The 26,430-nt window shown below is 67.4% G+C and carries 25 protein-coding genes and 2 tRNA genes; 8 read left to right on the top strand and 19 right to left on the bottom strand.

Annotated features, from left to right (window positions below):
• Nucleotides 1–2: 2 nt before the first annotated feature.
• From ACVXZ4_RS06695 to ACVXZ4_RS06670, 6 genes are read right to left on the bottom strand one after another with little or no spacing between them, the layout of a single operon-like run.
• Nucleotides 3–863 carry a MurR/RpiR family transcriptional regulator gene (locus tag ACVXZ4_RS06695; protein ID WP_461797454.1) on the bottom strand — a complete coding sequence of 287 codons (861 nt, stop codon included), beginning with the start codon at nucleotides 861–863 and terminating at the stop codon, nucleotides 3–5.
• Nucleotides 847–1,653, bottom strand: coding sequence for a phosphonate ABC transporter, permease protein PhnE (phnE, locus tag ACVXZ4_RS06690; RefSeq protein WP_461797930.1), 807 nt, complete (start codon nucleotides 1,651–1,653; stop codon nucleotides 847–849). Before phnE (ACVXZ4_RS06690) ends, ACVXZ4_RS06695 begins: the two co-directional genes overlap by 17 nt.
• 41 nt (nucleotides 1,654–1,694) lie before the next feature.
• Entirely contained in the window at nucleotides 1,695–2,489 is a 795-nt protein-coding gene (gene phnE / locus ACVXZ4_RS06685) for a phosphonate ABC transporter, permease protein PhnE (RefSeq protein ID WP_461797453.1), read from the bottom strand.
• A complete protein-coding gene (phnC, locus tag ACVXZ4_RS06680; RefSeq protein WP_461797452.1) occupies nucleotides 2,486–3,268 on the bottom strand; it encodes a phosphonate ABC transporter ATP-binding protein in 783 nt (260 codons plus the stop codon). Before phnC ends, phnE (ACVXZ4_RS06685) begins: the two co-directional genes overlap by 4 nt.
• Nucleotides 3,269–3,270: 2 nt before the next feature.
• Complete coding sequence (gene phnD / locus ACVXZ4_RS06675; protein WP_461797451.1) at nucleotides 3,271–4,257, bottom strand: phosphate/phosphite/phosphonate ABC transporter substrate-binding protein; 987 nt, start codon at nucleotides 4,255–4,257, stop codon at nucleotides 3,271–3,273.
• Complete coding sequence (locus ACVXZ4_RS06670) at nucleotides 4,254–4,997, bottom strand: HAD family hydrolase (protein ID WP_461797450.1); 744 nt, start codon at nucleotides 4,995–4,997, stop codon at nucleotides 4,254–4,256. Before ACVXZ4_RS06670 ends, phnD begins: the two co-directional genes overlap by 4 nt.
• A 128-nt stretch (nucleotides 4,998–5,125) precedes the next feature.
• Here ACVXZ4_RS06670 and ACVXZ4_RS06665 point away from each other — a divergent pair, with 128 nt between their 5' ends.
• The gene (locus ACVXZ4_RS06665) at nucleotides 5,126–5,767 is read left to right on the top strand and encodes an amino acid deaminase (protein WP_461797449.1); all 642 of its coding nucleotides are present in this window, start codon (nucleotides 5,126–5,128) and stop codon (nucleotides 5,765–5,767) included.
• Here ACVXZ4_RS06665 and ACVXZ4_RS06660 read toward each other — a convergent pair.
• From ACVXZ4_RS06660 to ACVXZ4_RS06650, 3 genes are all read right to left on the bottom strand, one after another.
• Nucleotides 5,701–6,615, bottom strand: a complete 915-nt coding sequence (locus ACVXZ4_RS06660) for a hypothetical protein (protein WP_461797448.1) — start codon at nucleotides 6,613–6,615, stop codon at nucleotides 5,701–5,703. The genes ACVXZ4_RS06665 and ACVXZ4_RS06660 overlap by 67 nt on opposite strands.
• An 84-nt stretch (nucleotides 6,616–6,699) precedes the next feature.
• On the bottom strand, nucleotides 6,700–8,112 hold the full coding sequence (gene tig, locus ACVXZ4_RS06655; RefSeq protein ID WP_461797447.1) for a trigger factor: 1,413 nt from the start codon (nucleotides 8,110–8,112) through the stop codon (nucleotides 6,700–6,702).
• Between the two features lie 62 nt (nucleotides 8,113–8,174).
• Nucleotides 8,175–8,248, bottom strand: a tRNA-Pro gene (locus ACVXZ4_RS06650).
• Between the two features lie 159 nt (nucleotides 8,249–8,407).
• Between ACVXZ4_RS06650 and ACVXZ4_RS06645 the strand changes: the two genes are divergently transcribed.
• Both ACVXZ4_RS06645 and ACVXZ4_RS06640 read left to right on the top strand, forming a co-directional pair.
• A tRNA-Gly gene (locus ACVXZ4_RS06645) sits at nucleotides 8,408–8,481 on the top strand.
• 1 nt (nucleotide 8,482) lies between these two features.
• Complete coding sequence (locus ACVXZ4_RS06640) at nucleotides 8,483–9,355, top strand: aminoglycoside phosphotransferase family protein (protein ID WP_461797446.1); 873 nt, start codon at nucleotides 8,483–8,485, stop codon at nucleotides 9,353–9,355.
• A gap of 159 nt (nucleotides 9,356–9,514) precedes the next feature.
• Here the strand turns inward: ACVXZ4_RS06640 and ACVXZ4_RS06635 are convergent, their stop codons facing one another.
• Nucleotides 9,515–10,828, bottom strand: a complete 1,314-nt coding sequence (locus ACVXZ4_RS06635; protein ID WP_461797445.1) for an HNH endonuclease signature motif containing protein — start codon at nucleotides 10,826–10,828, stop codon at nucleotides 9,515–9,517.
• Nucleotides 10,829–11,100: 272 nt separating this feature from the next.
• The gene (locus ACVXZ4_RS06630; protein ID WP_461797444.1) at nucleotides 11,101–12,000 is read right to left on the bottom strand and encodes a DMT family transporter; all 900 of its coding nucleotides are present in this window, start codon (nucleotides 11,998–12,000) and stop codon (nucleotides 11,101–11,103) included.
• A 173-nt stretch (nucleotides 12,001–12,173) separates the two neighbouring features.
• Here ACVXZ4_RS06630 and ACVXZ4_RS06625 point away from each other — a divergent pair, with 173 nt between their 5' ends.
• From ACVXZ4_RS06625 to ACVXZ4_RS06615, 3 genes are all read left to right on the top strand, one after another.
• Nucleotides 12,174–13,907: a DEAD/DEAH box helicase gene (locus tag ACVXZ4_RS06625; RefSeq protein WP_461797443.1), complete on the top strand. Its 1,734-nt coding sequence runs from the start codon at nucleotides 12,174–12,176 to the stop codon at nucleotides 13,905–13,907.
• A 103-nt stretch (nucleotides 13,908–14,010) separates the two neighbouring features.
• A complete protein-coding gene (locus ACVXZ4_RS06620) occupies nucleotides 14,011–14,676 on the top strand; it encodes a response regulator transcription factor (RefSeq protein ID WP_461797442.1) in 666 nt (221 codons plus the stop codon).
• Nucleotides 14,673–15,686: a sensor histidine kinase gene (locus ACVXZ4_RS06615; protein WP_461797441.1), complete on the top strand. Its 1,014-nt coding sequence runs from the start codon at nucleotides 14,673–14,675 to the stop codon at nucleotides 15,684–15,686. Before ACVXZ4_RS06620 ends, ACVXZ4_RS06615 begins: the two co-directional genes overlap by 4 nt.
• Before the next feature lie 32 nt (nucleotides 15,687–15,718).
• Here ACVXZ4_RS06615 and ACVXZ4_RS06610 read toward each other — a convergent pair whose 3' ends face one another.
• Nucleotides 15,719–16,492, bottom strand: coding sequence for a COG4705 family protein (locus ACVXZ4_RS06610; RefSeq protein WP_461797440.1), 774 nt, complete (start codon nucleotides 16,490–16,492; stop codon nucleotides 15,719–15,721).
• 62 nt (nucleotides 16,493–16,554) lie between these two features.
• Nucleotides 16,555–19,086 carry a CDP-glycerol glycerophosphotransferase family protein gene (locus ACVXZ4_RS06605; protein WP_461797439.1) on the bottom strand — a complete coding sequence of 844 codons (2,532 nt, stop codon included), beginning with the start codon at nucleotides 19,084–19,086 and terminating at the stop codon, nucleotides 16,555–16,557.
• A 179-nt stretch (nucleotides 19,087–19,265) separates the two neighbouring features.
• Between ACVXZ4_RS06605 and ACVXZ4_RS06600 the strand changes: the two genes are divergently transcribed.
• Together ACVXZ4_RS06600 and ACVXZ4_RS06595 are read left to right on the top strand one after the other, a co-directional pair.
• Nucleotides 19,266–19,445, top strand: a complete 180-nt coding sequence (locus ACVXZ4_RS06600; protein WP_461797438.1) for a hypothetical protein — start codon at nucleotides 19,266–19,268, stop codon at nucleotides 19,443–19,445.
• Nucleotides 19,429–20,979 carry a glycosyltransferase family 39 protein gene (locus tag ACVXZ4_RS06595; RefSeq protein ID WP_461797437.1) on the top strand — a complete coding sequence of 517 codons (1,551 nt, stop codon included), beginning with the start codon at nucleotides 19,429–19,431 and terminating at the stop codon, nucleotides 20,977–20,979. The genes ACVXZ4_RS06600 and ACVXZ4_RS06595 overlap by 17 nt, the downstream gene beginning before the upstream one ends.
• Before the next feature lie 16 nt (nucleotides 20,980–20,995).
• Here the strand turns inward: ACVXZ4_RS06595 and ACVXZ4_RS06590 are convergent, their stop codons facing one another.
• The 6 genes from ACVXZ4_RS06590 to ACVXZ4_RS06565 form a co-directional block, all read right to left on the bottom strand.
• Nucleotides 20,996–23,389: a CDP-glycerol glycerophosphotransferase family protein gene (locus tag ACVXZ4_RS06590; RefSeq protein ID WP_461797929.1), complete on the bottom strand. Its 2,394-nt coding sequence runs from the start codon at nucleotides 23,387–23,389 to the stop codon at nucleotides 20,996–20,998.
• A 5-nt stretch (nucleotides 23,390–23,394) separates the two neighbouring features.
• The gene (locus tag ACVXZ4_RS06585; RefSeq protein WP_461797436.1) at nucleotides 23,395–24,021 is read right to left on the bottom strand and encodes a cation transporter; all 627 of its coding nucleotides are present in this window, start codon (nucleotides 24,019–24,021) and stop codon (nucleotides 23,395–23,397) included.
• Complete coding sequence (gene heR / locus ACVXZ4_RS06580) at nucleotides 24,008–24,757, bottom strand: heliorhodopsin HeR (RefSeq protein WP_461797435.1); 750 nt, start codon at nucleotides 24,755–24,757, stop codon at nucleotides 24,008–24,010. The genes ACVXZ4_RS06585 and heR overlap by 14 nt, the downstream gene beginning before the upstream one ends.
• A complete protein-coding gene (locus tag ACVXZ4_RS06575; RefSeq protein ID WP_461797434.1) occupies nucleotides 24,754–25,077 on the bottom strand; it encodes a hypothetical protein in 324 nt (107 codons plus the stop codon). The genes heR and ACVXZ4_RS06575 overlap by 4 nt, the downstream gene beginning before the upstream one ends.
• 73 nt (nucleotides 25,078–25,150) lie before the next feature.
• Nucleotides 25,151–25,429, bottom strand: a complete 279-nt coding sequence (locus ACVXZ4_RS06570; RefSeq protein ID WP_461797433.1) for a hypothetical protein — start codon at nucleotides 25,427–25,429, stop codon at nucleotides 25,151–25,153.
• A 218-nt stretch (nucleotides 25,430–25,647) separates the two neighbouring features.
• Complete coding sequence (locus tag ACVXZ4_RS06565) at nucleotides 25,648–26,430, bottom strand: enoyl-CoA hydratase/isomerase family protein (RefSeq protein ID WP_461797432.1); 783 nt, start codon at nucleotides 26,428–26,430, stop codon at nucleotides 25,648–25,650.

Raw genomic sequence — 26,430 nt, 5'->3', positions numbered from 1 at the left:
AGTCAGTCGCTGAGATTGTCGCTGAGGATCGTGAGCACGGTCGAGCGGGCGGAGCGGGCGCGATCGCCGAGTCGGGCGGCGATCACCTCCACGAGGGACTCGAGCAGGATCACGTGCGGCACCCGCGAGGTGTGCTCGAGCTCGTGCCGGAACGACCCACTCGCCGGCGCGACGACGAGCGCGACATCCGCTAGCGACCCCAGCGGAGAGGTGGCGAAAGACGTGATGACGACGAGTTTCGCACCCGTGAGCTTCACCGCGCGGGCCGCCTTGAGGCTCGACTCGTTGGCGCCGCTCCCACTCAAAATGATCGCGGCGTCCGCCGGGGAGAGCTGCCGCGCGGCGATCTGCTGGCCGATCGGATCGGCGACGAACTCGGTGGGGCGCCCGATGGCCGTGAGCCGCATGGAAAGGTCGGAGGCGAGCGGCGACGAGAGACCGTTAGCGAGGGCGAGCAGCCGGGTGGCGGAGAGCAGCGTGACCACCGCGGCTTCGACATCCGCCTCGGTGAGCACGCTTGCGATCTGGGGAAGGGATGCCGCGAGGGCCGCGATCTCCGCCCGGATCGTGCCGAGCGCGGATTCGCCGAAGTCCTCGGGCTGGCTGCCGGACTGGGCTAGCTCGCGCGTGAGGGCGACTCTCAACTGCGGGAACCCCCGGTAGCCGAGGGTCTGGCAGGTGCGGATAACCGTGGAACGGGCGACGCCGGTACGATCCGCGAGGTCCTGAGCGGTCATCTCGACCACGCCGTCGAGGTCGCCGATGATGTGATCGACCACCCGGCGCTCGCTGGGCTGCAGCGAGTTGAGCACCGTCGCGATACGCGTAGTCACCGCGGCGTCGTCGTTACCGGTCCAGCTCACGAGCGGTGGCTCCTTCGGTGATTCGGCGGCGGATGGCACCGGACACGGCGTCGATGCTCATCGTAACGACCACGACCACGATGAGCAGCACCCCCACCACCGGCCAGAGCCGGTACTGCGTATAGCTCGTGAGCATGTCGCCGATGCCTCCCACCCCGATCAGGCCGAGCACCGCGGATGCCCGCACATTGATCTCGAAGCGGTACAGCCAGAACGAGATGAACTCCGGCGTCACGCTCGGCCAGACGCCCCAGCGGATCACCTCCATGCCCGATCCCCCGGCGGCGCGAACGGCCTCGAGCGGACCAGGATCCACGCCCTCGATCGATTCGTAACCCCACTTGCCGAGAGTCCCGATGCTGTTGACCGTGAGGGCGAGCGCCCCGGTGAGCGGAGTGAGCCCGGTGACGGAGAGGATCACGATCGCGATGATGATCTCGGGAACGGCCCGGATCACCCCGAACAGCACCCGAAGGCCCCAGCGCACCGGGGCCGGGGAGAATCCACGCGCCGAAAGGAAGCTGAGCGGCAGTGCGATGACCAGGCCGAGCACCGTTCCGACCCACGCCATCTCGACCGATCGCCAGGTCTGCAGCAGCGCTTCCGGGAGCTTCGTCCAGTCCGGTGCCGAGAACATCAGCCAGAGGTAGCGCAGGATCTCGGCCGGAAGGCTGCCGAGCCGCGCCCAGTTGATGTCGATCGACCAGAACGCCACCACCACTATCAGGGTGACGACGACTCCGATGGCCAGCCGGCCCACCCGGGACGGTCGCGGCGGCAGCGTGGACAACGGGCGTGCGGACTGCGGCCGGGCCGTGGATACCGGAGCGCTCACACCAACCGCCTCCGGATCGCGTCGCTCGCGGTGTCGATCACGATGACGACGACGAGGATCTCGAGGATGATCAGCGAGAGCTGGTCGTACCGGTAGAAGGTGCGCACCGCGTCGATGAGCAGGCCGAGGCCGCCGGCGCCGGCGAGACCGAGCACGGTGGAGGCGCGCACGTTGAGTTCGAGTACGTACAGCGTCTGGTTCACGAAGGCGGGAAGGGCATCCGCCGTGGCGATAGCCCGGTTGATCTGGAACTGGGTGCCGCCCGCCGCGCGCCCGGCCTCCAGCGGACCGGCATCGCCCGCTTCGATGTTCTCCGACACCATCTTCACGATGATTCCGATGTTGAACAGCAGCAGCGCGATGATGCCCGGCAGCGCCCCGACGCCGACCATCGCCACGAGCACCGAGGCATAAAGCAGGTCGGGGATGGACCTCACGATGTTGAGCATGGTGCGCACGAGGCCGCGGCTCCAGCGGTTCGGGTTGGTGAGCCGAGCGGCAAGGAGGCTGAGCGGCAGGGAGAGCAGCGATGCCACGAAGGTGGCGATGACCGCCATCTCGAGGGTCTCGAGCAGGGGCGGCACGGTTCGTGGGAAGAACGACCAGTCGGGCTGGAGCAGAGCGAAGATCTTCGACGCTCCGTTCTGCCAGTTGCGCACGATCGCATCGACGCTGAACGAGATGCCCACCTGCGGGCTGAGCGTGACCGCGGTGATCAGCAGGATCACTCCGAGCGCGGCAAAGGGCTTCCACCGTCCGCGCGGTCGTGGGGGCAGATCGAGCGCGCTCATGCGCCCAAAACGTCCTGGTTCTCGATCGAGCGGCCGTAGATGTTCTCGAACACCGCGTCCGAGGCATCCGCCACCGCGCCATCGTAGACGACCCGGCCGGCCCGGAGGCCGATGAGCCGGGTGCCGTACTGCCGCGCGAGATCCACCAGGTGGAGGTTCGTGATGACCGTGATTCCCAGCTCCTGGTTGATGCGGCGCAGGTCGCCCATCACCCCGTGGGCGGTCGGCGGGTCGAGGCTCGCCACCGGTTCGTCGGCGAGCACGAGCCTGGGCTGCTGGGAGAGCGCCCGGGCGATCGCGACCCGTTGCTGCTGGCCTCCGGAGAGGGTGGATGCCCGGTCCCAGACCTTGCCGAGGATGCCTACCCGGTCGAGCGCTTCATATGCGATCTGCTTGTCCTCTGCCCGATACGCGCCGAGGAAGGTGCGCCACGAGGGAGTGTGGGCGAGGCGGCCGACGAGCACATTGTTCAGCACGCTCGCACGCTTGGCGAGGTTGAAGCCCTGGAAGATCATGCCGATGTCGCCGCGAAGGCCGCGGAGCTCGCCCCCGCGAAGAGCTTCGAGGCGTCGGCCGCCCACCTCGAGGCTTCCTGAAGTGATAGGCACCAGCCCGTTGATCGTGCGGATGAGGCTGCTTTTGCCCGAACCCGAGAGTCCGACGACCGACACCATCTCCCCCGCCTCGATGTCGAGGGAGATGCCGTCGAGCGCCACGACGCCGTTCGGGTACCGCACCGTGACATCCCGCGCGTGGATGGAGAACGGCACGGCACCCATCGCTACTGCAGTCCCAGCTTGGTGGCGGCGTCCGCGACCACGGTGAGGGTCTTGGGGTTGGCCGGGGCGAGTTTCGTGATCGAGTAGATCGAGGTGAGCACTTTCGACCCTTCCGGGGTGTCAGAGTAGTCTTCGAGCGCCTTCGTGATCTTGTCCTTCAGCGCCGGCGAGAGATCCTTGGTGAGGGCGACTCCGTCGTTGGGGATCTCGTCCGTGAGGGCGAACACCACCACCTTCTTTCCCACGTCAGGCTTGTCGCTCTTCACGATGTCACGCGCGTCCCAGAAGCTGAAGCCCACCTCGGCGTCACCGTTGTAGACGGCGAGCACGGAGGCGTCGTTCGCGGTGACGGGAATCTGCTGGATGTCGGTGTCCGTGTTCAGCCCGGCGTTCTTCAGCGCGAGGATCGGGTAGATGTAGCCGGCCGGGGATCCCGGCCCGAGCACCGCGACCTTCGCGCCCTTCACCTTTTTGATGGAAGAGAGCCCCGCCGGTCCCTTGAGGGCGTCGGCGCCGTTGCAGAACAGCTTGCCGTCGCGCTCGACCGGGGTGTCGGTGCAGTACTTGTCGGGGTTGTTGGTCATGAACTGGGCGGGGTAGGTGATGTTGCCGTTGCGCTCGGTCTGCAGCACGACGGATGCCCCGTACCGGTCGCTCGCCTGCCACAGCTGCAGCGACGGCAGGAATCCTATCTGCGCCTGACCGGCGCCCATCGCCTCCACTGCGGCCTGGTAGTCCTTGGAGACGACCCCGGTCACCGGCATCTTCAAGGCCTTCGTGAGCATGTCGGTGAGAGGCTTCGCGGTGTCGACGAGGCCGGCCTGGTCCTGGGAGGGCACGAGGGCGAGGGTGAGCGAGGTCGGGTCCTTCGCCGCGCTGGTGTTGGTGGTGGAGCCGGCCGGAGCCGAGCATCCGGAGAGCGTGACCGCGGTGACCGCGACTGCGGCCAGTGCGACGGTGGAGCGGAGGAGTGCCGTTCTGGAGATCACTTTTCTACCTTCGTTTCGAGAGTGGACGATGCGGTGGAGGTGGTGCGGTGTGGCGATTCGAGCCAGGCCGAGAGCCTGGGGTAGAGCTCCTCGAGAGCGACGGCCCGGAGGGTCGGCGTCGCGGCCGCATCCACCCGCGGTCCGACGAGGGCGGTCGTGGCCCCGCGACGGTAGGCGGGCTCGAGGTCGTTGATCCAGACATCCCCGATGCTCAGGAGCGCGGATGCCGGATCCTCGATGGTCGAACCGGCGAGGAGACCGTCGAGGAGCGCATCGAGGCCCGCCGGCTTTCCGACCGCGGTGTGCACCTCGTCGAAGACGCCCGCGAGGCCGAGCGAGTCGAGCGCCTCGGCGATGCGCGTCTCCGGGGCATTGGTGGCCAAGACGAGCCGCGCGAGGGGCCGCGCCGCGGTCAGGAATCCGGCGAGCCCGAACGGTGCCATCACCGGGGCGGCGGCGCTGGCGAGTTCGGCGCGGCTGGAGGCGTAGGCGCGCGAGTGGGCGGCATCCGTCACCGCGAAGGGCGTCGACAGCATGCGCACAAGGTCGTACCCGTCCAGAGGGTCGAGGTCGCCCGGGGTGTCTTCGGCGAGGCCGGCCTCGAGACGCGCAAGAAACTCTGCGCGTTGCGGGCGCCCAAGTCCGGCCGCGACGAAACGCGCGTAGGAACGCACGGGTCCGTCTCCGAGCGACACCGTGCCGTCGAAGTCGAACACCATCACCTTCCCGTGCTGTGCCACGCCTGATACCCCGTCTCCGCGACCCCTCATGGACGCAATGTCCACAGTATGGCTCTTACAGCGACGAAACGACCACGGGGAGGTTAACAGCACGTAAATCCTGGGGCGCCGGTCTCTACGATGGAGGGATGCCGCATCGGGGAATCGACGACCAGGTGCGCATCGATGCCGCCGCCGCACGCTTCGACGACTGGGGACTGTCGACGGTGATCGACGAGAACATCGATGCCCCGGTCATCGCGCGCGACGAATTCGAGCGGCTGCACGGGCTCGCCGCCTTGCAGGCGGAGTGGCCGATCGGCAATGCAGGTCTTCTCCACGTGTACGGCTATCTGCTCTCGACGGCGCAGACACCCTACGGGCTCAAGCGCGACCGCTGGCTGGACGGTGCCCTCGCTCGCACCCTCGGCCTCCCGGCGGACGCCTTTCTCCCATCCGGAAGAGGCACACTTCTCTCCCGGGTGACCGCCGCAGCGCTCCCCCGGCTGGTCGATCCGCCGCCGGATGCCCTGCTGGTGCTCGAGCAGCAGACTCTCGATGGCGCGGCGCGGGTCGTCACGGTGGTGCTCGGCACTCCGGAGGCCGGCGCCCTGCTCTATGGAGTGCGCGAAGGCGGACGGATGCGGGTGATCACCGCGTTTCCGCTGACGTCTGCCTCCGCCTCCTTCTGCCGGTCGCTCGTGGACCAGGCGCCGAGGTTGCGCTACAACGCCGCGACGGCCACGCTTTCGCCGCGGTCTCCGCTCGCACCGAGCCTGCGCACCCAGTAGCCGAGGAACGCCGCCCCCGCCTCGTCGTGGATCGCGTCGCCCTCGACGATCACAGGGTACGGCCGGTCGAGGATGCCGTCGGCGGGGCGCACATCCACGTGGGCCACGTCGTACCCCGCCCCGTGCAGGTGGTCGGCCATCAGGTAGTCGCTGCGGGAATCCCCGATCGACCGCCACTGCGTGGGAAGGCTTCCGAGGGTGGCGAAGTAGTCGAGGGCGCGGGCCGCCCCGCGGTCCTTGTCGAGGAGCACCGATTCGATGTCGGTCGAGATGATCGTCGGATCGAGCCGGAACGGCACGTTGCCCGCGGCATCCGGTGCAGATCGCGACCCGAGCTTCACTCCGAGGCCGGCGGCCGCGACCAGCGCGAAACTGGCGTCGTTGAACCACGACTGGGCGTGCTGGTAATCCTCGGCCGAGACGTCGGTGCGCTGCTCCACCGAGATCATCGCGCGCTTCGTCTCGTCGAAGAACATCGTGTCGGAGAATCCGTCGGCCACGAGGGACCGGATCCCGTCCACGATCGACGAGGGAAGCGCGACACTCTCGTCGACAGTCACCTCGCCCATGCCCGCACTCGTGATCGGCGCCCAGGAGCCACCCTTCTCGAACACGCCGAACATGCGCGCGCCCGGGGCCTCGAGCGCGGCGGCCAGCCCGGCCTCGAGGAGCGGCTCGATCACGTGGTCGCGGATGAAGGCATCCGACCGACCCGTGACGAACGCGATCGGAACTCCCGCCCCGGCGAGCGCGATGAGATCGTCGAGGATGCTCGGAATGCGGATGTTACGGCTCACCGGGCTCGCGAGCGGTCCGTCCACGTCGAACAGCAGGCCGAGATCGAGCATGGTAATTCCTCCGGGTGTTCGATGGCGATGCGCGATCGCCATCGAACGCCGGGTTGGAACGGGTGTGACCCCGCAGTACCTGGACTACTTGTGGTCGTGTCCGTAGTGCTCGTTGTTAGCCGAACGACCGTGGCTGTCCTTGCCGCCACCGTGACTGTGACCCTCGTGGTCTCCCGTGCCGGCCGTTGCCTCGACGAAGTCTTCGCCGTCGGTCGCGCCGGTGACGGGAGCGGTGAACTCGGTCATGTCGACGTCGTCCCCGTTGGAGTCGACGACCTTGGCCTTCGACAGCACGATCGCCAGTGCCTTGCCGCGGGCGACTTCACCGATCATTCCCGGGATCTGACCGTTGGAGTCGAGCACCTTGATGAACTCGCCAGGCTCCATGTTGTACTGGGCCGCACCCTGGATCAGGTACTGGGTGAGCTCGTCCTGGCTGACCTTGACCCCTTCGGCTTCAGCGATCGTGTCGAGCAGGATCTGGCTGCGGAACGTCTTCTCGCTCGACTCGGTGACCTCGGCACGGTGCACCTCGTCCTCGAGGCGGTTCTCGTTCTCGAGGTGACGGTGCACCTCATCGAGCACGAGCTGCGGCGGAACCGGGATCTCGACGGACTCGAGGAGCTTGTCGACGACCTGGTCGCGCGCCTGGGTGCCCTGACCGAAGACCTTCGAACGGCCCACCTGCACCTTGATGTCGTCCTTGAGCTCGGCGATGGTGTCGAACTGGCTGGCGATCTGGGCGAAGTCGTCGTCGGCGGCGGGGAGCTCGCGCTCCTTCACCGCGAGGAGCTTGACGGTGATCTCCGCGGACTCGCCCTCGTTGTCACCACCGAGCAACTTGGACTCGAAGACCGTGGTCTCGCCGGCACTGAGGCCGTCGAGGGCCTCGTCGATGCCGTCGATCAGGTCCCCAGATCCGACCTCGTACGAGATCGCGTTGGCGGTGTCCACCTCGTTGCCACCGATGGTGGCGACGAGGTCGATCTGGGCGAAGTCGCCAGTGGCCGCCGGGCGGTCGACGGTGATCAGGGTGCCGAAGCGCGAGAGCAGGTTCTGCAGCTCGGTCTCGACCTCGTCATCCGTCACCTCGATGGCGTCGACGGTGAGGGTGATGCCGTCGAGGTCGGGAACGGTGAACTCCGGGCGAACGTCCACTTCGACAGTGACCTCGAGGTCGCCGGAGAAGTCCTTCGTGCTCGGCAGGCCCGTGACATCCGCTTCGGGACGACCGAGCGGGCGGATCTTCTGCTCCTCGATGGCCTGGCGGTAGAACTTGTCGAGGCCATCGCTCACCGCGTGGTTGAGCACTTCGTCGCGCCCGACGCGCTGGTCGATGATGGGCGGCGGAACCTTGCCCTTACGGAAGCCGGGGATGTTGACCGACTCGGCGATGTGGCTGTACGCGTGATCAATGCTGGGCTTGAGCTCATCGGGAGTGACTGAGATGCTCAGCTTCACTCGTGTCGGGCTCAGCTTCTCGACCGTGGTCTTCACGTTGGTTCTCCTGCTTGCTCTTTTGTGCGTGATTCTCGGGGCGTGCTACATGGGGTTGTATGTCGGGATGACAGGAGTCGAACCTGCGACATCTCGGCCCCAAACCGAGCACTCTACCAAGCTGAGCTACATCCCGATGGGCCCGTCAGGCCCGATGGCCCAGCGACGGTACGCCGCGAAGCGCCCCAAAATAGGCCTTGCCAAGCCTATCGCACCGTTCCTGCGCGCTGGTTCTCGCTGTCGCGCTCATGTAATAAGGTGGTAACCGCGCAATCGGCTCCGGCCGGCAGCCCATGGGGATGTAGCTCAATGGTAGAGCCTCAGTTTTCCAAACTGATGGCGCGGGTTCGATTCCCGTCATCCCCTCCACATGGCCACTCGGATGCACGCGGTCGAGATCCCCCTGGACGATCAGGTCGTCCGGCGCCTCGTGCGTGAGCAATTTCCGCAGTGGGCTTCCCTGCGGGTGTCGCTCGCCGCCACGGGAACGGTCAACGCGATGTACCGGCTCGGCGACTCGATGGTGGTCCGACTGCCGTTCGTGCCCGATTCCAGCGGTATCGAGTTCGAGGCGGAGTGGTTGCCGAGGCTCGCGAGCGGCCTGGGGGTCGCGATCCCGTCCGTGCTCGGAATCGGCCAACCGAGTTCCGCCTACCCTCAGCCCTGGTTGGTGCTCGATTGGCTTGAGGGCGGAACCGCAGAGCCCGATGGGCTCGAGGATCCCGACGGGTTGGCCATCGATCTCGCCGATTTCATCTCCGGGATGCGGCTGCTCGACCCGATCGGAGCGCCCGTCGGGTACCGCTGCGGTTCCCTGCACTCCCTGGACGGAGACATTCGGGCCTGCCTGTCGCAGGTCGCCGATCTCGTCGACGTGGCACCCCTTCTTCGACTGTGGGATCGCGCGCTGGCCGCCCAGCCCTGGGCCGGCGCTCCGGTGTGGGCACACGGCGACCTGCTCTCCGGCAACGTGCTCCTGTCGGGCGGGCGACTTAGTGGCATTCTCGATTTCGCGGCAGCGGGAGTGGGCGATCCGTCCTGTGACCTCATGGCTGCCTGGAGCATGCTCCCCGCTCCGTCTCGAGACGTCTTTCGCGCGCACCTCGGGGTCGACGACGACCAATGGGACCGCGGTCGCGGCTGGGCGCTGGCGCAGGCGGCGATCGCACTGCCGTATTACCGCGAGACCTTCCCCGCTATGGCCGCGGGATCGCTGCACATCCTGGGAGCGCTCGGGGGCTGAGCGAGTCGGCGGGCTTTGCTCGATCGGCGGTGGGATCTCGACACGGTCGCTGGCGCTCCCTACTCGATCAGCGGGGGGATCTCGACACGGTCGCTGGCGCTTTCTCCTCGATCAGCACAGGCTGGCGCTCCCTCCTCGATCAGCACAGGCTGGCGCTCCCTACTCGATCAGCGGGGGCGGTTCCATCCGGGTGGCGGGCTCGGTGACGTAGCGGTGGCCTGTGGGCGAAGTCCATTCGAGGTCGCCACCGCCGAGGTGCTCGACCGACCAGCGGGTGTGGTGTTTCTGGTCGTGGTGTTTCGGACACAGATGCGCCAGATTGTCGTGATTCGAGGGCCCGCGGTGCTGCCAGTCCTGTGTGTGGTCGAGGTCGCAGCGGCGGGCGGGCGCGCCGCATCCCGGCGCCCGGCACGTTTCGTCTCGCATTCGCAGCCAGGCGCGAAGGTCGGGAGGGATCGCATAGCGGTCCCGGCCGAGGGAGAGCACGGCCCCGGTCTCGGGGTGGGTGAGGATGCGCACGAACCCTGGGGCGCCGGCCGCGAGTTGACGGGCGGTGGCGAGGTCGATCGGTCCGTAACCTTCGAGCACCGCGGGCTCGGTGCCGTGACCGAGAAGGCTGAGCACGGGTACGGTGACAAGCACCCGGGCCCGGATCCCCGCACCGAGGTTCGGGGTGTGGTGAGTCGAGTCAGTGGTTCCGTCGATGAGCAGGTCGGCGAAGACATCCGCGCGCAATTGGGTGAGGGTTCGCGTCTCACCCTCGCCCTGCAGGGAGACGGCGGCGTCGGTGGCCCGCTGAAAGATGGCGTGCGCAGTGTCGGCCGGAAGGTAGGCGGTGAGCCACGCCATGCCGTCGCGCGCGGGATCCAGAGACAGCTCGCGTTTGTCGCGACAGGTGGCGTGTCGCACCTCGATGGATTCCGGATGCGCCCGCTCCCGCAGCACCCGCACGCGATGGTCGAACCGGCTCGCGGTGAGGGTTAGTGCGAACGGCAGAGCGGCCTCTTCGAAGGAACGGCGAGCTTCGACAGGCAGTGAGCCGGCGTGGTCGATCATCGCCTGCGCGTGCCGATAGCTGATGTCGCCGTCGCTGAGGGCGCTCAGGGTGGCGGGCAGCTCCCGCAGCAGGAATCGGCTCTCTTCGATCAGGTTCTCGGTGGTGCGTTCCGGCAGTCGCAGGGCCGCAGCGAGCTCGCTCACCAGCGAGCGTCGGGCGACCGCTGCAGCGCTCCACCGCCGCACCTCGGAGGTGTCCGCCGGCATCAGGGACGATGTGGCCTCGCTCCAACTCCGCGCCTGGTCGATGAGCGCCGCGCGGTGTGCGGCAGCCTGCGCCATGACGCGATCGGCCTCCGCGACATCGTCGATCAGCTCCCCCATGGTGTCGAGAAAACTGGATGTGAGAGCGGGCGTCAGCACCAGGGAATCGGTCGCGCGATCCAGCTCGGGAGCTGCAACCGCGGTCGTTTCCATGACTGAATTCCACCGCGCACCACCGACATTCCACCGCGGATTCGGCGGGGGCGAATCGAACTGTGGAGACTGATTTGTGGCGGTGAGTTCGGGAGAAGAAGAGGTGAGCGGATGACGCCGAGACGAGTCCGCTCGGCGACCGGATCTCGACACGGTCGCTGAGCGACCTACTCGATCAGCAGAGGGCTGCGCTCCCGCCCCGCTCGGAGCCGGATCTCGACACGGTCGCAGAGCGACCAACTCGATCAGCAGAGGGACGGTCGCTGAGCGACCTACTCGATCAGCAGAGCTCGTCTACGCGCCAGCCGCCCGACTATGCGATCGCCCTGGCTGATGCCGACGACACCGAGGATCACCACCGCTCCCCCGACCAGTTCGGGCACCAGCGGCACCTCCCCGAGCCAGAAGAACGAGATGAGCACGGCGACGGCCGGCACGAGATACAGCAGGGAAGTGGATGTCACGACCGGCAGCCGCGCGACGGCATAGCCCCACAGCACGAAACCGACCGCCGACGGCAGCAGCCCCAGATAGACCGCCGCGATCCACGCCTGCGGCCCGGCCGAGACGACCTGGTGCCAGCCGAACGGCACGAAGGGGATGGTCATCACCGTGCCGGCGATCATCGCGTAGGTGGCGACCTCGACCGCGGAATAGGTGCGAAGAAGCAACCGGGAGAGCGGGTGGTAGACGCCCTGCACGACCATCGCGGCCACGACGATCCAGACGGCGGCGCTGAGGCTGAGGCCGGCTCGCGCCAGGCAGACGAGGAGCACCCCACCGATGGCGAGCACGCTGCCCAGAATTCTCACGACACCGAGCCGTTCGCGGAATGCGATCGCGGCGATACCGACGGAGACGAGCGGCGCCGCCGCGACGATGATGCTCGAGGTGCCGGCCGGCACGAAGAGCTCCCCGGCGTTGAGGAGCAGCTGGTAGGCGGTCATTCCGAAGAAAGCGCAGGCCAGGATGAGCAGCAGATCCTGGCGAGCGGGCATCCGAACGCGCAGAAAGGGAGCCGCCACGAGGAGGGCGATCGCGGCGACGACCAGGCGCACGAACGAGAGCCCGATCACGCCGAGGCCGGGCGCCGCGACGCTGATCGCGGGGAATGCGCTGGCCCAGAGCAGCACGACGCCGAGGCCGGCGAGGAGCACGCGTGTCGAGGTCATGCCCGAAGTCTGCGCGCCAGGACTCGTCATGTCCATTTAGTTTTTGTTCGCAAATAGGTAAGTGAAACCGTATGTCGGTTGGCCGCAATCGGAAAAGCCCCGGGGACGAGACCGTCGCGATCACCTGACCCGGCGCGCAGTGCTCGCGGGCGGCGAAGCGCTACCGTTAGACCATGACGCCTGCTGACACCACCATGCCCAGCGAGGCAGTGACTGCCCCCGCCACGCTCACGTTCTCCGAACTCGGACTCACCGACCAGGTGCTCAAGGCACTCAAGGATGTCGGGTACGAGACCCCCTCGGCCATCCAGGCCGCGACCATCCCTCCGCTGCTCGCCGGCCGCGATGTCGTGGGCCTCGCCCAGACCGGCACCGGCAAGACCGCAGCATTCGCCCTGCCCATCCTCTCCCGTCTCGACCTCGCCCAGAAGAACCCGCAGGCGCTGGTGCTCGCGCCGACCCGTGAGCTCGCCCTGCAGGTCTGCGAGGCGTTCGAGCAGTACGCGTCCGGTATGCGCGGCGTCCATGTGCTCCCCGTCTACGGCGGCCAGGCCTACGGAGTGCAGCTTTCCGCGCTGCGGCGCGGGGTGCACATCGTCGTCGGCACACCCGGTCGCATCATGGACCACCTCGCCAAAGGCACCCTGGACCTCTCCGAGCTCAAATACCTGGTGCTCGACGAGGCCGACGAGATGCTCAAGATGGGCTTCGCCGAGGATGTCGAGACGATCCTCGCCGACACCCCCGACGACAAGCAGGTTGCGCTGTTCTCGGCCACGATGCCCCCGCAGATCCGTCGCATCTCGAAGAAGTACCTGCATGACCCTCAAGAGATCACCGTCGAGAACAAGACCACCACCTCCGCCAATACGACGCAGCGCTACCTGATGGTGTCGTATCCGCAGAAGGTCGACGCCCTCACCCGCATCCTCGAAGTCGAGAACTTCGAAGGCATGATCGTGTTCGTGCGCACCAAGAACGAGACCGAGACCCTCGCCGAGAAGCTGCGGGCCCGCGGCTACTCCGCCGCCGCCATCAGCGGTGATGTCGCCCAGGCCCAGCGTGAGCGCACCGTCAACCAGCTGAAGTCGGGCAAGCTCGACATCCTTGTGGCCACGGATGTCGCGGCCCGCGGCCTCGACGTCGAGCGCATCAGTCACGTGGTCAACTACGACATCCCCATCGACACCGAGTCCTACGTGCACCGCATCGGCCGCACCGGACGCGCCGGCCGCAGCGGTGCCGCGATCAGTTTCGTCACCCCGCGCGAACGCCGGTTGCTTGACGCCATCGAGCGTGCAACCCGGCAGCCCCTGACCCAGATGCAGCTTCCGAGCGTCGAGGACGTCAACGTCACCCGCCTTGCCCGCTTCGACGACGCGATCACCGAAGCCCTCGGCCAGGGTGACCGCGTCGCGGGATTCCGAGACATCATCAGCCACTACATCGCGCATCACGATGTGCCTGAGGTGGATGTCGCGGCCGCCCTCGCGATCGTCGCCCAGGGCGAGACACCGCTGCTTCTCGCCCCCGAGCGCGCCCAGCGCCACGATCGCACGGAGCGTGCCGACTGGGGCGACCGCCCCGAACGCGGCGACCGTCCGGAGCGGGCGGACCGCACCGAACGCCGGGCCCGCCCGAATGCCGGTCCGATGTCGACCTATCGCATCGAGGTCGGCAAGCGGCACAAGGTGGAGCCCCGCCAGATCGTCGGGGCGATCGCCAACGAAGGCGGCCTGAGTCGCGAAGACTTCGGCCACATCAAGATCCTGCCCGACTTCTCGCTCGTCGATCTGCCGGCGAACCTCTCCGCTGATGTACTCGACCGGCTGAAGGGCACCCGCATCAGCGGCAAGTTGATCGAGATCCGCGCCGACCGTGCTCCGCGGAAGCCGCGCCGCGACTGAACTCCTCGCCGGCGTGCCCGACGCCGCGGCGATTCCTTGATTCTTAGTGGATTCTTGGTCGGAGATTGGCAGACTGAGACTCACTCGTGCGAGGGAGGCTCCGATGACCGATCCACGGCCCCGGCTGCTGCTGCTCGAGGACGATCCGCAGCTCGGACCGCTCATGCGGCAGGTGCTTGACGAGGTCTATTCGGTCACCCTGGTCGCCGACGGCACGATCGGCGTCGCTGCCGCCCTTGCGGGAACCTTCGAAGTGATGATCGTGGACCGCCGGCTGCCCGGGCTCGACGGGCTCGGGGTGATCGAGACCCTCCGCCGCAAGCGGGTCACCACACCCATGCTCATCCTCACCGCGCTCGGCACCATCCAGGACAAGGTGCGAGGGCTGGATGCCGGCGCCAACGACTACCTCGTCAAGCCCTTCGAGTTCGATGAACTGTTCGCGCGCCTCCGGGCCATCCGCCGGGTCTACACGGGCGAGGGACCGTTCGTGCGCATCGGCCTCTGGGAGTTCTACCCGGAGAGCCGCACGGTCTACTCGCCCTACGACGGACGCACGATCCTCACCGAGCGGGAGAACGAGCTGCTTCGTCTCTTCGCCGAGAATCCGCATCGCACCTACTCCCGGGAGCAGATCCTCGGCGAGGTGTTCGGGGCGAGCGACCAGCCCGGCACCGTCGACACCTACGTGCACTACGTGCGACGAAAGACGAATGCCGACCTCATCACCACGGTACGTGGCCAGGGGTACCGGCTGGGAGCACCATGACCGGGCTATCGAACGGCGCGCGGGTGGAAGACGCGGATGCCCGCGCCATCCGTCGAGCGTCCCGCGCTGTCGGGCTCCAGCTCACCATCACCTCGAGCGTCCTGGTGCTCGCGGTGCTCATCGCCGCGTTCGCTTTCGTATTCGCGCACATCAAACCCGGTCGACTCTTTCCCGCCGTCGGATCCCACGAGACCACGATCGACGTCGGAGGCCTCGAGATCCTCGTCGGCGGCATCGTCATCGGGGCCATCGCCATCATCCTCGCCGGCACCATGAGCTGGTTCGCGACCCGGCGGGCGGTGCGTCCCCTCGGACACGCCCTGAAGCTCCAGCGCGCATTCGTCGCCGATGCGAGCCACGAACTCCGCACTCCGCTCACGGTCCTCGATGCGCGACTGCAGCTGCTGCAGCGCGGCCTGGCCGAGGGGGATCCGTCCGCCGCCACCGTCACGGAACTGCGCCGTGACACCAAGACGCTGATCGGCATCGTCAACGACCTCCTCGCCCTGGCCGAAGTGGACCGCGCACCGGCCAGCGACGAGCCGATCGCGGTCGCCCCTGTGGTGCAGCGCGCCGTGGACTCGATGACGATCCTGGCCGCGAAGCGCTCCGTGTCCATCAGGTTCGAGGCATCGGCGGATGCCGCTACCGTCGTGCCCGCGACCAGCATCCACCGCTGTGTCGTGGCCCTGTTGGACAACGCATTAGATTTCGCCCCGTCTGAGTCGACCATCGACGTGTCGGTCGAGGAGATCAAGGGTTCCGTCCTGATACGCGTGAGGGACCACGGCCCGGGTATCACGGGAATCGAGCCGAGCCGCATCTTCGACCGTTTCGCGCGCTCGGGGGATGCCGTCGGCGGGGGCGGGACGACCCGCACCGGTTTCGGTATCGGCCTCTCACTCGTGCGCGACACCGTCGAGCGATTCGGAGGCTCGGCCTCTGTCATCGAGACCTCGCCGTCCGGGACCGTGATCGAACTACTGCTCCCTGCGGCCCGGCGTCCCTGAGTTCCTGGGAATCAAGAATCCCCCAGAGAATGTCACCGGCGACGATCCCTGAGGGTGAGGCCGGCGACGCCGGCCACGATCAGCGCCGCGAGGGCGAGGCTCACCGGACCGGTGCCCCACTGCAATCCTCCCCGGGCATGGGACACCCCCATCCAGTCGGCGAAGGATGCACCGAGGGGACGGGTGGTGACGTAGGCGAACCAGAATGCGATCACCGGGCCGAATGCGCCGATCCGGTACCCGAGGGCCGGAATCAGGATCACCACGGCGAAAAGCACGCCCGAAGCGAAGTATCCGAGGTGCAGAGTCGTCGCGGTCAGGTCGCCTGTCGCCGTCCCGAGGGCGAAAGTCACGAGCACGGCGGCCCAGTAGAACGATTCCCGCCGGCGAGTCGTGATGCTGTGGATGGAGAGCGTGCCCTCGGTGCGGAACCAGACGACGAACACCGCGGCGAGCGCGACCGCGAAGGCGGCGGTCGAAACGAGGTAGGGCACACCGAGCACGATGTGGGTCACATCGGCGGCCATCGTGCCGAAGACGCTCACCATAGCGACGGCAAGCCAGTAGACCCACGGGATGTATCGGCCCGCGGCGAACTGGAGTGCCAGCGCGCCGGCGAAGACCAGCCCGCCGATGGTGACGGCGGCGACCGGATCGATCGAGCGCACCAGGAAATCCGAGGTGGTCTCTCCCATACCCGTCGTCAACACCTTGACGATCCAGAACACTACGGTGATTCCCGGCACCTTGCTCGCCGTGACCGGAGCCAGGCGTGAGGGGCGTGTGAGAGGGAGGCGACTGTCCACGGTGTCGAGGCTGCCCATCCCCCACTAAGAAAGGTCTGAGAAAGCCTCCGCGCGCCGAAGCTCTACCGCGTGACGCCGGCCTGCAGCCTCGGCCTCGCCGCACGGCAGAATTCCGCGAGAGCATCACGGTTGTACGCGATGCCGTCGAGGAAGGACGACGGGACCTCACCGCGCAGGAACGCCGTCATGCCCCCGACCAGTCCCTGGTCACCCTGCTCGACGATGAGGATCGCGGAGTCCGGAAGCGCATCGTGAGCGGAATCGAATTCGACCGACACGATCGGCAACCGCGCGAGCGCCGCCTCGAGAAGCACCATGGGTTGTCCCTCGTAGTCGCTGGAGAGCACGAAGCAGTCCGCGGCCGCGAGCACCGGGAACGGATTGGGGAACGGCCCGACCACGAAGGCCACCGCCGCGAGGCCGAGGCTGTCGATCACGTGTTGAAGCTCGGCGCGCAGGGGACCATGGCCGATGATGACGAGACGGGTATCCGCTCTCTGTCGGTGCACCTCGGCGAAGGCGCGAATGAGTCGCGCCTGGTTCTTCTCCGGCGAGAATCGCCCGACGGTAGCAAACCAGACCGTGCCGTCATGACGCTGCATCGCCTCGATCCAGTGGAGATCCTGCGTCCCGCCGTCGTCTTCCGAATCGCCACCGTCATCGTCGAAGGTCGTGATCGATGCCAGCGGTGCCCTGAGCCCTTCCCGCACGTGGGCTTCGTCCACCAGGTTTCGGGCGGAGACGAAACGTTCGGGCGCGAGGCCGTACCGCGGGGCGAGGGCGGCACGGTTGATCCGACTGAGACTCTCCGAGACCGACACCAGGGCGTCGAAGTCGCGGTAGAGGCTGAACACCGCCGGCAGAGTGCGCTTCATCCGACGTCGGCTGCCGACGTATCGAACCGTCTCGAGGGCGAGGTCGTTGTGCAGCCAGACGGAGCGGAATCCCCCCGGCGAATGGAGAAGGAGGGAGGCCCAGAACGCCGTGTAGCCGCTGAACTCGACCAGAGAGTCGAATCGCGCATCACCGAAGCAGCGTGCCCACTCGGAGCGCCACATCCGTTGTTCGGTCGCCGTCTCTGGACGCCTCCGCAGCACGGGATACCGCTCCTGCAGTCGCCGCAACCCGTGGGTGAGCTTGCTGCCGTTCATGCCGCCCACCCGGTGGAACTGTCGCACCTGGGGTGGGATCCGCCGCTGGTTGGCGAGTTGCTGCGCACTGCGGGGGCGATTGAAGACGACCGAGACGTCGTACGCGCCGTGGTCGATCGCCGTGAGCAGATTGAGCGCCGAGTTCGTGATGCCGTTGGAGCGCATCCCGCCGAGACTCAGCAGCATCGAGGTACGGGAGTCCTCGGCGAGGGACCTGGTGCGCGCGTTCGCGGCGAGGCCGCGAAAGACGACGTCGACGACCCGGCGGGAGGCACTGCCGTCCTCGTGGGGTGCGAAGCGATCAGTCCAGGCGGATGCGGACGCTCGCCCGGCACTGACGGAGTCGTGGGTGCGGATCGCGTCGGCCAGCTCCGGTATCGTGCGCGTGACCGGTCCGGGCAGTTCGTCGAGTGGAAAGTACAGGCCGCGGGACGCCGAGTAGTCGAGGTCATCCGGCGTGAAGAAGACGAGGGGACGGGCGAGCGGCAAGAAGTCGAAGAAGATCGACGAGTAGTCGGTGACCAGGATGTCGGTGAGCCCGAGGATCACGTTGGTCGGGAGGTCGTTCGGCACCAGGATCCTGCGCAGCTCCGGCCGGTCCGCCGCGAACCGGTGCACGACCTGGTGGGTCTTCAGCAGCACACGGTAGCCGTCACCGACCTCCTGCTGCAGCGCCTGGGCGTGAGCGAACAGTTCGGCGGCATCGTCCGCTGGCGAGCCGAAGTTCGTTCCCTTCCAGGTCGGGGCGAACAGGATGACGGTGCGGTCGTCGAACTCGACGCCCGCGCGCGCCAGTCGCGCCCGCGCATCTGCCGCCGCATCCTCGCCGAGGAATTGACGATCCACCCGCGGGTACCCCTCCTCGATGACAAGCCCACGGAAGGCCCCGCGCAACCGGTACGCCGACTCGTACATCTGCTCGGTCATGAAGCCGTTCTGGGAGAGCAGGAAGTCTGCCGCGACGAAGTTCCGCAGGGTGTTCGCGGAGTCGAGGGCGCCGTCGGGCATGTCGTAGCCCATGCGCTTCAGGGGCGTGCCGTGCCAGGTGTTGAGATAGACCTGTCCCGTTCGCTTGCTGAACTCGACGGGAAATGTCGCGTTGTTGACCAGGTACTGGCTGGTCGACAGGGCGCGGAAATAGCCGAGGGATCGGCGCCGCACGAAGCGCACCCTCGAATCCCCCGCGAATTCGGCCTGCACTTCGCGGTGCCGGCGCAGGCTGTCGAGCACCCAGGTGTGGCGGAACCCGGCCAGGTCCGGTGACCGCAGCACCTCGCGGAAGATCGCCTCCGGGTTGCACAGCACGCCATTGCCGGCGAAGGACTCGTAGAGCACCGTTCCCTGTCGCACTCGACCCCGCCGGGCCAATGCCTGGAGCTCGGCACGGCCCGCAGCCGCGGCCCTCCTCAACAGTTGTCGCGCCCGGCGGATCAATCGCTTCATGACTCATCCCTCGCTCGAATCAGCCACAGCCGATTTCCCTAGCGTGGTCGACGGCTCCCAAGGAATCTCTAAGACAGCGACCGCGGCGGGGCCGGAAGTCGAGCATCTGTCTTAGAGATATCTGGGAAGGCATCGAGGAGGCTGGCAGTCCACGACACCGAGGGAATGGGAGGCTCGACATGATCTGGATCGTCTACGGCGGGGTCGGAGTGCTCGTCTTCGTGGTCGCCCTTGCAGTGTGGGCCGTCGTCGTGCTCCTCGCCGAAGTCGGCGACGAACAGGACGAGGCCACCGACGAGCCGGATCCTCAACTGTTGCCTGAGCGGATGCGGGCACGCAGCCGTGCAGCGCGATACTGATCTCCGCGATCCCGCGACGCCCGTCGGTGTCGGTTCCCCGCGAATTCGGCTCTCTCCACCCTCCCTCTCGGCGATCGCCCTCGGGACGCTAGCCACCACGGTCTCGGCGGTCGGCTCCGGGATCGCGTCACTGTGGGGCGACGAAGCAGCGAGCGTGCTGTCGGCGGAGCGATCGCTCCCCTCGCTCTTCCGGATGCTCGGCCACGTCGACGCGGTACACGGCACCTACTATCTGTTCCTGCACTTCTGGGTGGAGGCCTTCGGGGCATCTCCCTTCTCCGTCAGGTTCCCGAGTGCGATCGCGGTCGGGGTGGCGGTCGCGGGGATCGTGCTGCTGGGGTCACGCCTCGGCGGCATCCGCGTCGGCGTGTTCGCCGGAATCGTGGGCGTCGTGCTTCCCCGCGTCACCTACATGGGCGAGGAGGCGCGCGGCTACGCGATGAGCGCGGCCGCCGTGGTCTGGCTCACCATCCTGCTTGTACACATCGTCGGACTCGAGCGACCGGGTCGACGACCGTGGGTGTTCTATGCCATCGGCCTCGCGGTGTGCGGCTACATCTTCCTGTTCAGTCTGCTGATCGTGGTGGCGCATGTCGTGCTGGTACTGGGCACCCGGCGGCGCGACTTTCTCACGTCGTGGGCGAGGGCGGCGTCCGGCAGCGTCCTCATCGCCGGCGCGGTGATCGGATTCGGCATCGGTGAAAGCGGTCAGATCGCGTTCCTGGCGAGCCGAGACTCCACGAACATCCGCACCCTCGTCGTGACGCAGTGGTTCGGCAACGACCTCATGGCGGGGGTCGCCTGGACGCTCATCCTCACCGCGATCGCGATCTGGGGCATCGGCGCCTACCGGGGGCATCGCGACTCCGGCGCGCCCATCCTCCTCCACGGTTCCGTGGCTCGGCGACCGACGCTGGTGCCGCTCGCCGCGGCCTGGCTGCTCGGCCCTCCGGTCGCCCTCCTCGCCGTCAACTCCGTGCACGCGGTCTACTCCTCGCGCTACCTGTCGTTCGCCGTGCCCGGAGCGGCGCTGTTGATCGGCTGGCTGCTGGCCCGGATCCGGCCCCGCGTAGTCGCGATCCTCCTACTCGCGCTGGTAGTCGGCGCGTCCTCGATCAGCTACCTGAGCGAGCGCACACCCTTCGCCAAGAACAACAGCGACTGGTCGCAGATCGCCGATACAGTTCGGACGAACTCGACGCCCGGCGAGGGCATCCTGTTCGACGAGGGCACCCGGCCCTCCCGCGCCCCGCGGCTCGCGCTGCGCACCTACCCGGCCTCTTTCGCGGGCCTCACGGATGTCGCCCTCAAGTCCCCCTGGTACGACACGACCAGTTGGCACGACTCCGTGTATCCGTCCTCGGCCCTCCCGGCCAGAATCGGCTCGCTGTCGACGGTCTGGCTCGTCGAGTACCGCCTACCCGGAACGGAGGCGGACAGCTACGACCGGGCAGTGCTCGCCTCGTTGGGGTTCATCGTCGTGGCGGAGTTTCCCGAGCACACCAGCGTCGTGCTGAAGCTCACGCGAACGTAGAGCTCGTGTCGCACAATCACGCGGTCCCGTCTGCCCCGATGGCGGCGGTGAACGCGGCGATAGCGGCAGCGTCGTGCGTTGCCCAGTCGAGCGAAGGACCACTCTGGGTCTCCGAGAGGAAAGCGGCAATGCGGTCGGCCAGTTCACGATCATCCGTCGGACTCTCCAGCTCACCGGGCGTCTCGCCCCGGTATCGTCCAACGGCGGCCGTGACGATCGGAAGCCCGAGCACGAGAGCCTCCGTGACCACGCGGGGATTCGCCGCGTGTCCGGTGTAGACGAAACAATGCGCGCGCCGCAGGAGGGCGAATGGGTCCGTGCGATACCCGGCGAGCCACACGGCCCCGGTCAACCCGAGCGTCACGATCTCGGCCGCAAGGGCCGATGCGAGCGGGCCGTCGCCGATCACGGCGAGACGCGAATGCGGGGCATCGGAATGCACCAGCGCAAAGGCCCGGAGGAGCAGGCTCGGGTCGTTCTCCATCGAGAGGCGCCCGAGGGAGGCGAAGATCCTCGAATCGGCCGGCGAGTCGTCATTCAGCCAGTGTGGAAGGGGCGAATCGCGCTCGTCGCGCTCCAGCGGGAGTGCGGAGTCCGCGAGGATCCTCGCGCCTCCGATGAGGGCCAGCGCCGACGAGTCCGCGACCACATGATCGTAGGAGCCGTACAGGGGACGGATCTTCGCGAGCTCCCCCGCCGACGCCCGGTCCTCCCGCCGCCAGATCGACCGTACGGATTCGGGACTCTGCAGCATCAACGTCGCCCAGAACGAGCTGGTGCCGGCGAAGTCCAGGGTGAAATCGAAGGTGGTCGAGCCGAAACACCGGTCCCACTCTTCGCTCCAGAGTCGAGTCTCCCGGGAAGAGCGCGCGGCCGGATCCCCTGTGGCCGATCGGGGCGAGCGCAGTCGGGCGAGGGAGAGCTTCGAACCGTTCATACCGCCGACTCTGGCGAACTGGCGCACCCGGGGATTGAGCAGTCGCTGCTGGTCACGCACGGCTCGGGTGCGAGTCGGCGGAAAGACCACGGAGACATCGAAACTTTCGTGGTCGATGGTGTCGAGAAGGGCGATGAGTTCGGAGGTGACCGCGCTGGGCCTCATGCCGCCGGCGTGGATGAGCATGGTGCGCCGCGAGTCGTGCGCGATCGGCGCCACCGTGTATCCGTCGGGGTTTCCGCGGAACACGATATCGACGATCCTCTGCGTGGCGCGTCCGTCTTCCCGCGCGACGAACTTCGCCTGCATCGCCCGGTAGTTCGCGGCGACGACACCGCTGGCACCAGCGCGATCGAACTCGTTGACCGCCTCGGCTAGCTCGTCGACGGTCTCGACCACCGGGCCCGGCCAATCGGCCGGTTCGATGTAGAGGCCGCGGTATCCGGCGTAGTCCGCCAGGTCGGGAGCGAGGAAGAAGATGGGGCGACCGGTGGCCAGGAAATCGAAGAAGATACTCGAGTAGTCGGTGACCAGCAGGTCGGTGATGCCGAGGATCACGTTCGAAGGGATCTCGTTGGGCACCAGGCGCCCCGCGAGGCCCTGGATGTCGGAGGCATAGCGGTGCACCACCTGATGGGTCTTCAGCACGACCACATACCGGGTCGAGTCGATCAGGGCCTCCAGGCGTTCCACCCTCGACACGAGCTCGCTGATGTCGTCCTCCGGGCGCGAGAACGAGCTGCCTTTCCAGGTGGGGGCGTAGAGGATGACCTTGCGCCCACCGAGCGGAATCCCGCTCTCCTCGAGGGTCGCGCGGGTCGCTGCGAGCCCCCGCGCATCCAGGATCTGGCGGTCGATGCGCGGATAGCCCTCCTCGATGACCTGGCCCCGATAGATCTGGCCGAGGAGGTGTGCCTTTTCGTACATATGCTCGGTCATGAATGGGCTCGCCGAGAGCAGGAAGTCGGCCGAGAGCAGATTGCGGATCACATTGGCCACACGGGTCGCGGGATCGCCGATGTCATATCCCATGCGCTTCAGCGGGGTGCCGTGCCAGGTGTTCAGATACTGCTGCCCCTCGCGCTTGCCGAACTCGGGAGGGAACGTGGCGTTGTTGACCAGGTGGCCGGCGGTCGCGAGGGCCCGGAAGTAGGCGAAGGATCCCGGGCGCACGAACCGCACTGAGCGCGAGCGGGCGAATTCGCGCACCACGGAGGGGTTTTCCCGCTTGCTCGTCAACGCCCAGACATGGGTGAACCGGGAGAATTGCGGATCCGAGACCAGGGCCCGGAAGATCGCCTCGGGGTTGCAGAGCATGCCGTTGCCGGCAAAGGACTCGTACAGCACGACCGTCGGCCGCACCGCCCGGCGGCGCCAGAAGGCATAGACCTCGGTCTTCGCCGCTTGACGAAGACGCTGTGCCAGTGCGGCGACGCGGCGGCGGACAGCGGACAACCCCCTCACGTCCGACATCCTGATCACCTGCCCACTATAAAGATCTGTCGCGCCTCTCGCGCGGCGTAGAAGACGATGACATATCCCGCGACCGCATCCGTCCACCACCAGCCGTAGCGCGCATCGAGTAGCACTGCCGCAAGCACGGCGGTCGCCAGGATGCCGTCGATGACGGTCACGCGCGCCTCCGTGACCAGCACGGGGTTGCCGAGCGCACGTCCGGTGCGATGCTTTCCCATGGCCAGAGCGAACATGACAAGGGCCGTGGCCGCCGTCCACGCGATGGCCGCACCGTCAGGGTGAGCGTGGTGCCGGGTGATCAGGGCAACGCTCGACTGCGTGAAGAGGTAGACGGCGAGTGCCACAAAAGCGATCCCGATGAGGCGCAGCGCCCGCCGTTGGCGCTCCTCACCTGTGCCGGATAGCTCCCAGATCACCACGATGCTCGCCCCGATCTCGATCAGGCTGTCCAGTCCGAATCCGGCGAGAGCGACCGACGACGCGCTGATCGCCAGCGCCGTGAGCACACCGACTCCCACCACGTTCCAGCCGAGTGTCACGTACTCGAGAAGGAATCCCCGTCGACGGAGCACGGCCGTACGAAAAACGCGTTCGTCGTCGTTCTCATCGATCCCGTCAGAGCCGGACACTTCCGACCCCCACCACGCCCAGCACCACCAGCCACGCGAATACCGAGGTGCTCGCGAGGCTGATCAGGACGTGGGTGCGCTCCCCGGCAACGGCGGACTGCACGGAATCACGTCTACGCTGCTCCCGCCACTGGCTGAGGAAGAACGCGAATGCGAACGTGAGCATCGTCAGGGTGATGACACGAGCGAGCGTGGACGGCGGAGCGCCGACCACCAACCCCGCGACCTGGTGGAATGCGACCACCCCCCACGGCACGATCCCGGTCGCCGCGGCAAACCAGAGCGGAAGCATCCGCCCACTCGAAGGAGATCGTTCCTGCACCACGAAGAACAGGGTCGCCCCGCTGGTGATCGCATAACAGAGCACGAGGGCCCCGACGTCGCGGATACCGTTCAGGCCCGCGACGAGAAAGACCGTGATCGACGAGCTGAAGGCGAACTCGATCCACCGGGCAGTGTGCCGATTGTCCTGGACCTCTGCGGAATACCGGGATGAGAGCGCGGGCAGCAACACGACGAGCCTCGACAACGCCACAAGCAGGCAGAGTGCGATGACGCCCGTGCCGACATCGAGAGTGGTCAGCACAACGGGGCTCAGAGTGCCGGGCAACCCGAGCGTGATCGGCAGGAGCATCCGAGTCGGAGCCAGGGAGAGAATGACGGCCAGGATGATCGCTTGCGCGACGAGCAGGGCGCCGGCGACGGCCGAGAGCCGACGGAGACCGGCGATGGTCAAGGGTGGGCTCGGACTGCTCGCGAGTGGGAGCGACGCCCCGCCGCCCAGCCGAGGCAGAAGAGCACCGAGCCGGCACCCGTTACCAACAGCACAGCGCCGAGAGTGTGCAGGGGTGTGGAGAACCACGGGGCCGGCACGTAGGACGTGGTGCTGAGAGGCACGTAGGCGAACCAGCCGAAGGAGGCCGCCGGGCCGAGTGTGGCAAGCAGGATCGCGCCGACGATCGCCAGTGCGCCGGAGACGACCGGAAGGAGGATGCCGACAATCAGGTCGACGCGCCGGAGCGGGGCCGGAGTCGCGCCAGCGGGCCGTTCGATCATGGAGCCACCCTAGTTCCCGCGCCGCGACCTGTCGCGCGGGCGCGACCGTCTTCGGCCACCTCGCGCCGCCGGCCTACCGTCGGGTGCGGCTTCCCCATCCCCTACCGGACATCCCGAGATTGGCTGCGAAGAGCAGCAGGGCACCGCCGAGGCCGCCGGGAAGCATGATGCTTGCCCCCACGATCTTCCACGAGGCGTCTCCCAGGAGGAAGAGGGCACCGCCGAAGACTACGAGGAACACGGCGAGGTACGGCCCATAGGCCCACATCCGGTGGGTCAGGGACCCGGGCCGGCTTCGGCCGCGCCCGGCGGGCGCGCGCGACGCAGCGGATCGACCGGGGTCTGGGGTCATGCCCTGAATCTAGCGCCAAGGTACCCGTTGAAACCGGATCCGGCGAAAGTCCTCGGGGTCAGGTCGAGAGCTCCCCGAGCCCACCCCGTGCGAAATGCAGGAATGGCTGTGAAAGGTGGGGCAGGTGAGGCTCACCAGTCACAGGAGTAACGGTTGTTCCTGCATTTCGCACGGGGTGGGTCGCGGCCTCTCGCGCCGCTCGACGTCGGCGACGGGACTCAGCGCGGCATCCGGGGTGCCCAGGTGAAGACCGGGGGCTTCTTCGCCGCGAACGCGGCGGCCCCGATCGCCGGGTCGTCACTCTGCAGCACCTGACGCTGCCAGTGCTCGTTAACCGCCGCAGCATCCCCGTTCGACGCGATGGCGTCGACGATCTGCTTCATCGCGTGGATCGAGAGCTGGGATCGGGACGCCAGACGGTCCGCGAGAGCCGGGGCCTCGCTCCACAGGTCGGACGCCTCGACCACCGACGTGACCATGCCCCAGCGCTCGGCCGTCTCGGCGGTGACGAGATCTCCGCTGAAGAGGAGGTACTTCGCCACAGCGGGACCGGCGATGCTGACCAGTCGCTCGATACCGGAAAGCGGATAGACGATCCCGATGCGAGAGGGAGTCACCCCGAAGGTCGCGCGGCTCGAGCAAAGGCGGATGTCGCACGCGGCGGCGAGCTGCCACCCTCCCCCGACGCAATATCCGTCGATCGCTGCGATCGTCGGCTTCGGAAACCGCGCGAGCGCATTCTCCGCCTCGGTCAGGTACCCACCGTCGTGACCGGTGGGAGCGTTCAGGATCCGATCGAGCTCGCGGATGTCCGCGCCGGCCGAGAAGTCGTCACCGGCACCCCGCACGATCAGCACCTTGACGCTCGCGTCCGTCGCCAGCCGGGCGAGGAGCGGATCGAACTGCTGCCACAGTGTGGCCGGAAGTGCATTGCGCATGCCGGCGTTCTCGATCACCAGTGTGGCGACGACCCCGGACTGCTCGATCGTGAGGCCAGGCAT

This window comes from Lacisediminihabitans sp. FW035, assembly GCF_054880895.1.
Note: the sequence above shows the minus strand (reverse complement) of the source record. Positions and strands in the feature narration are given on the sequence as shown.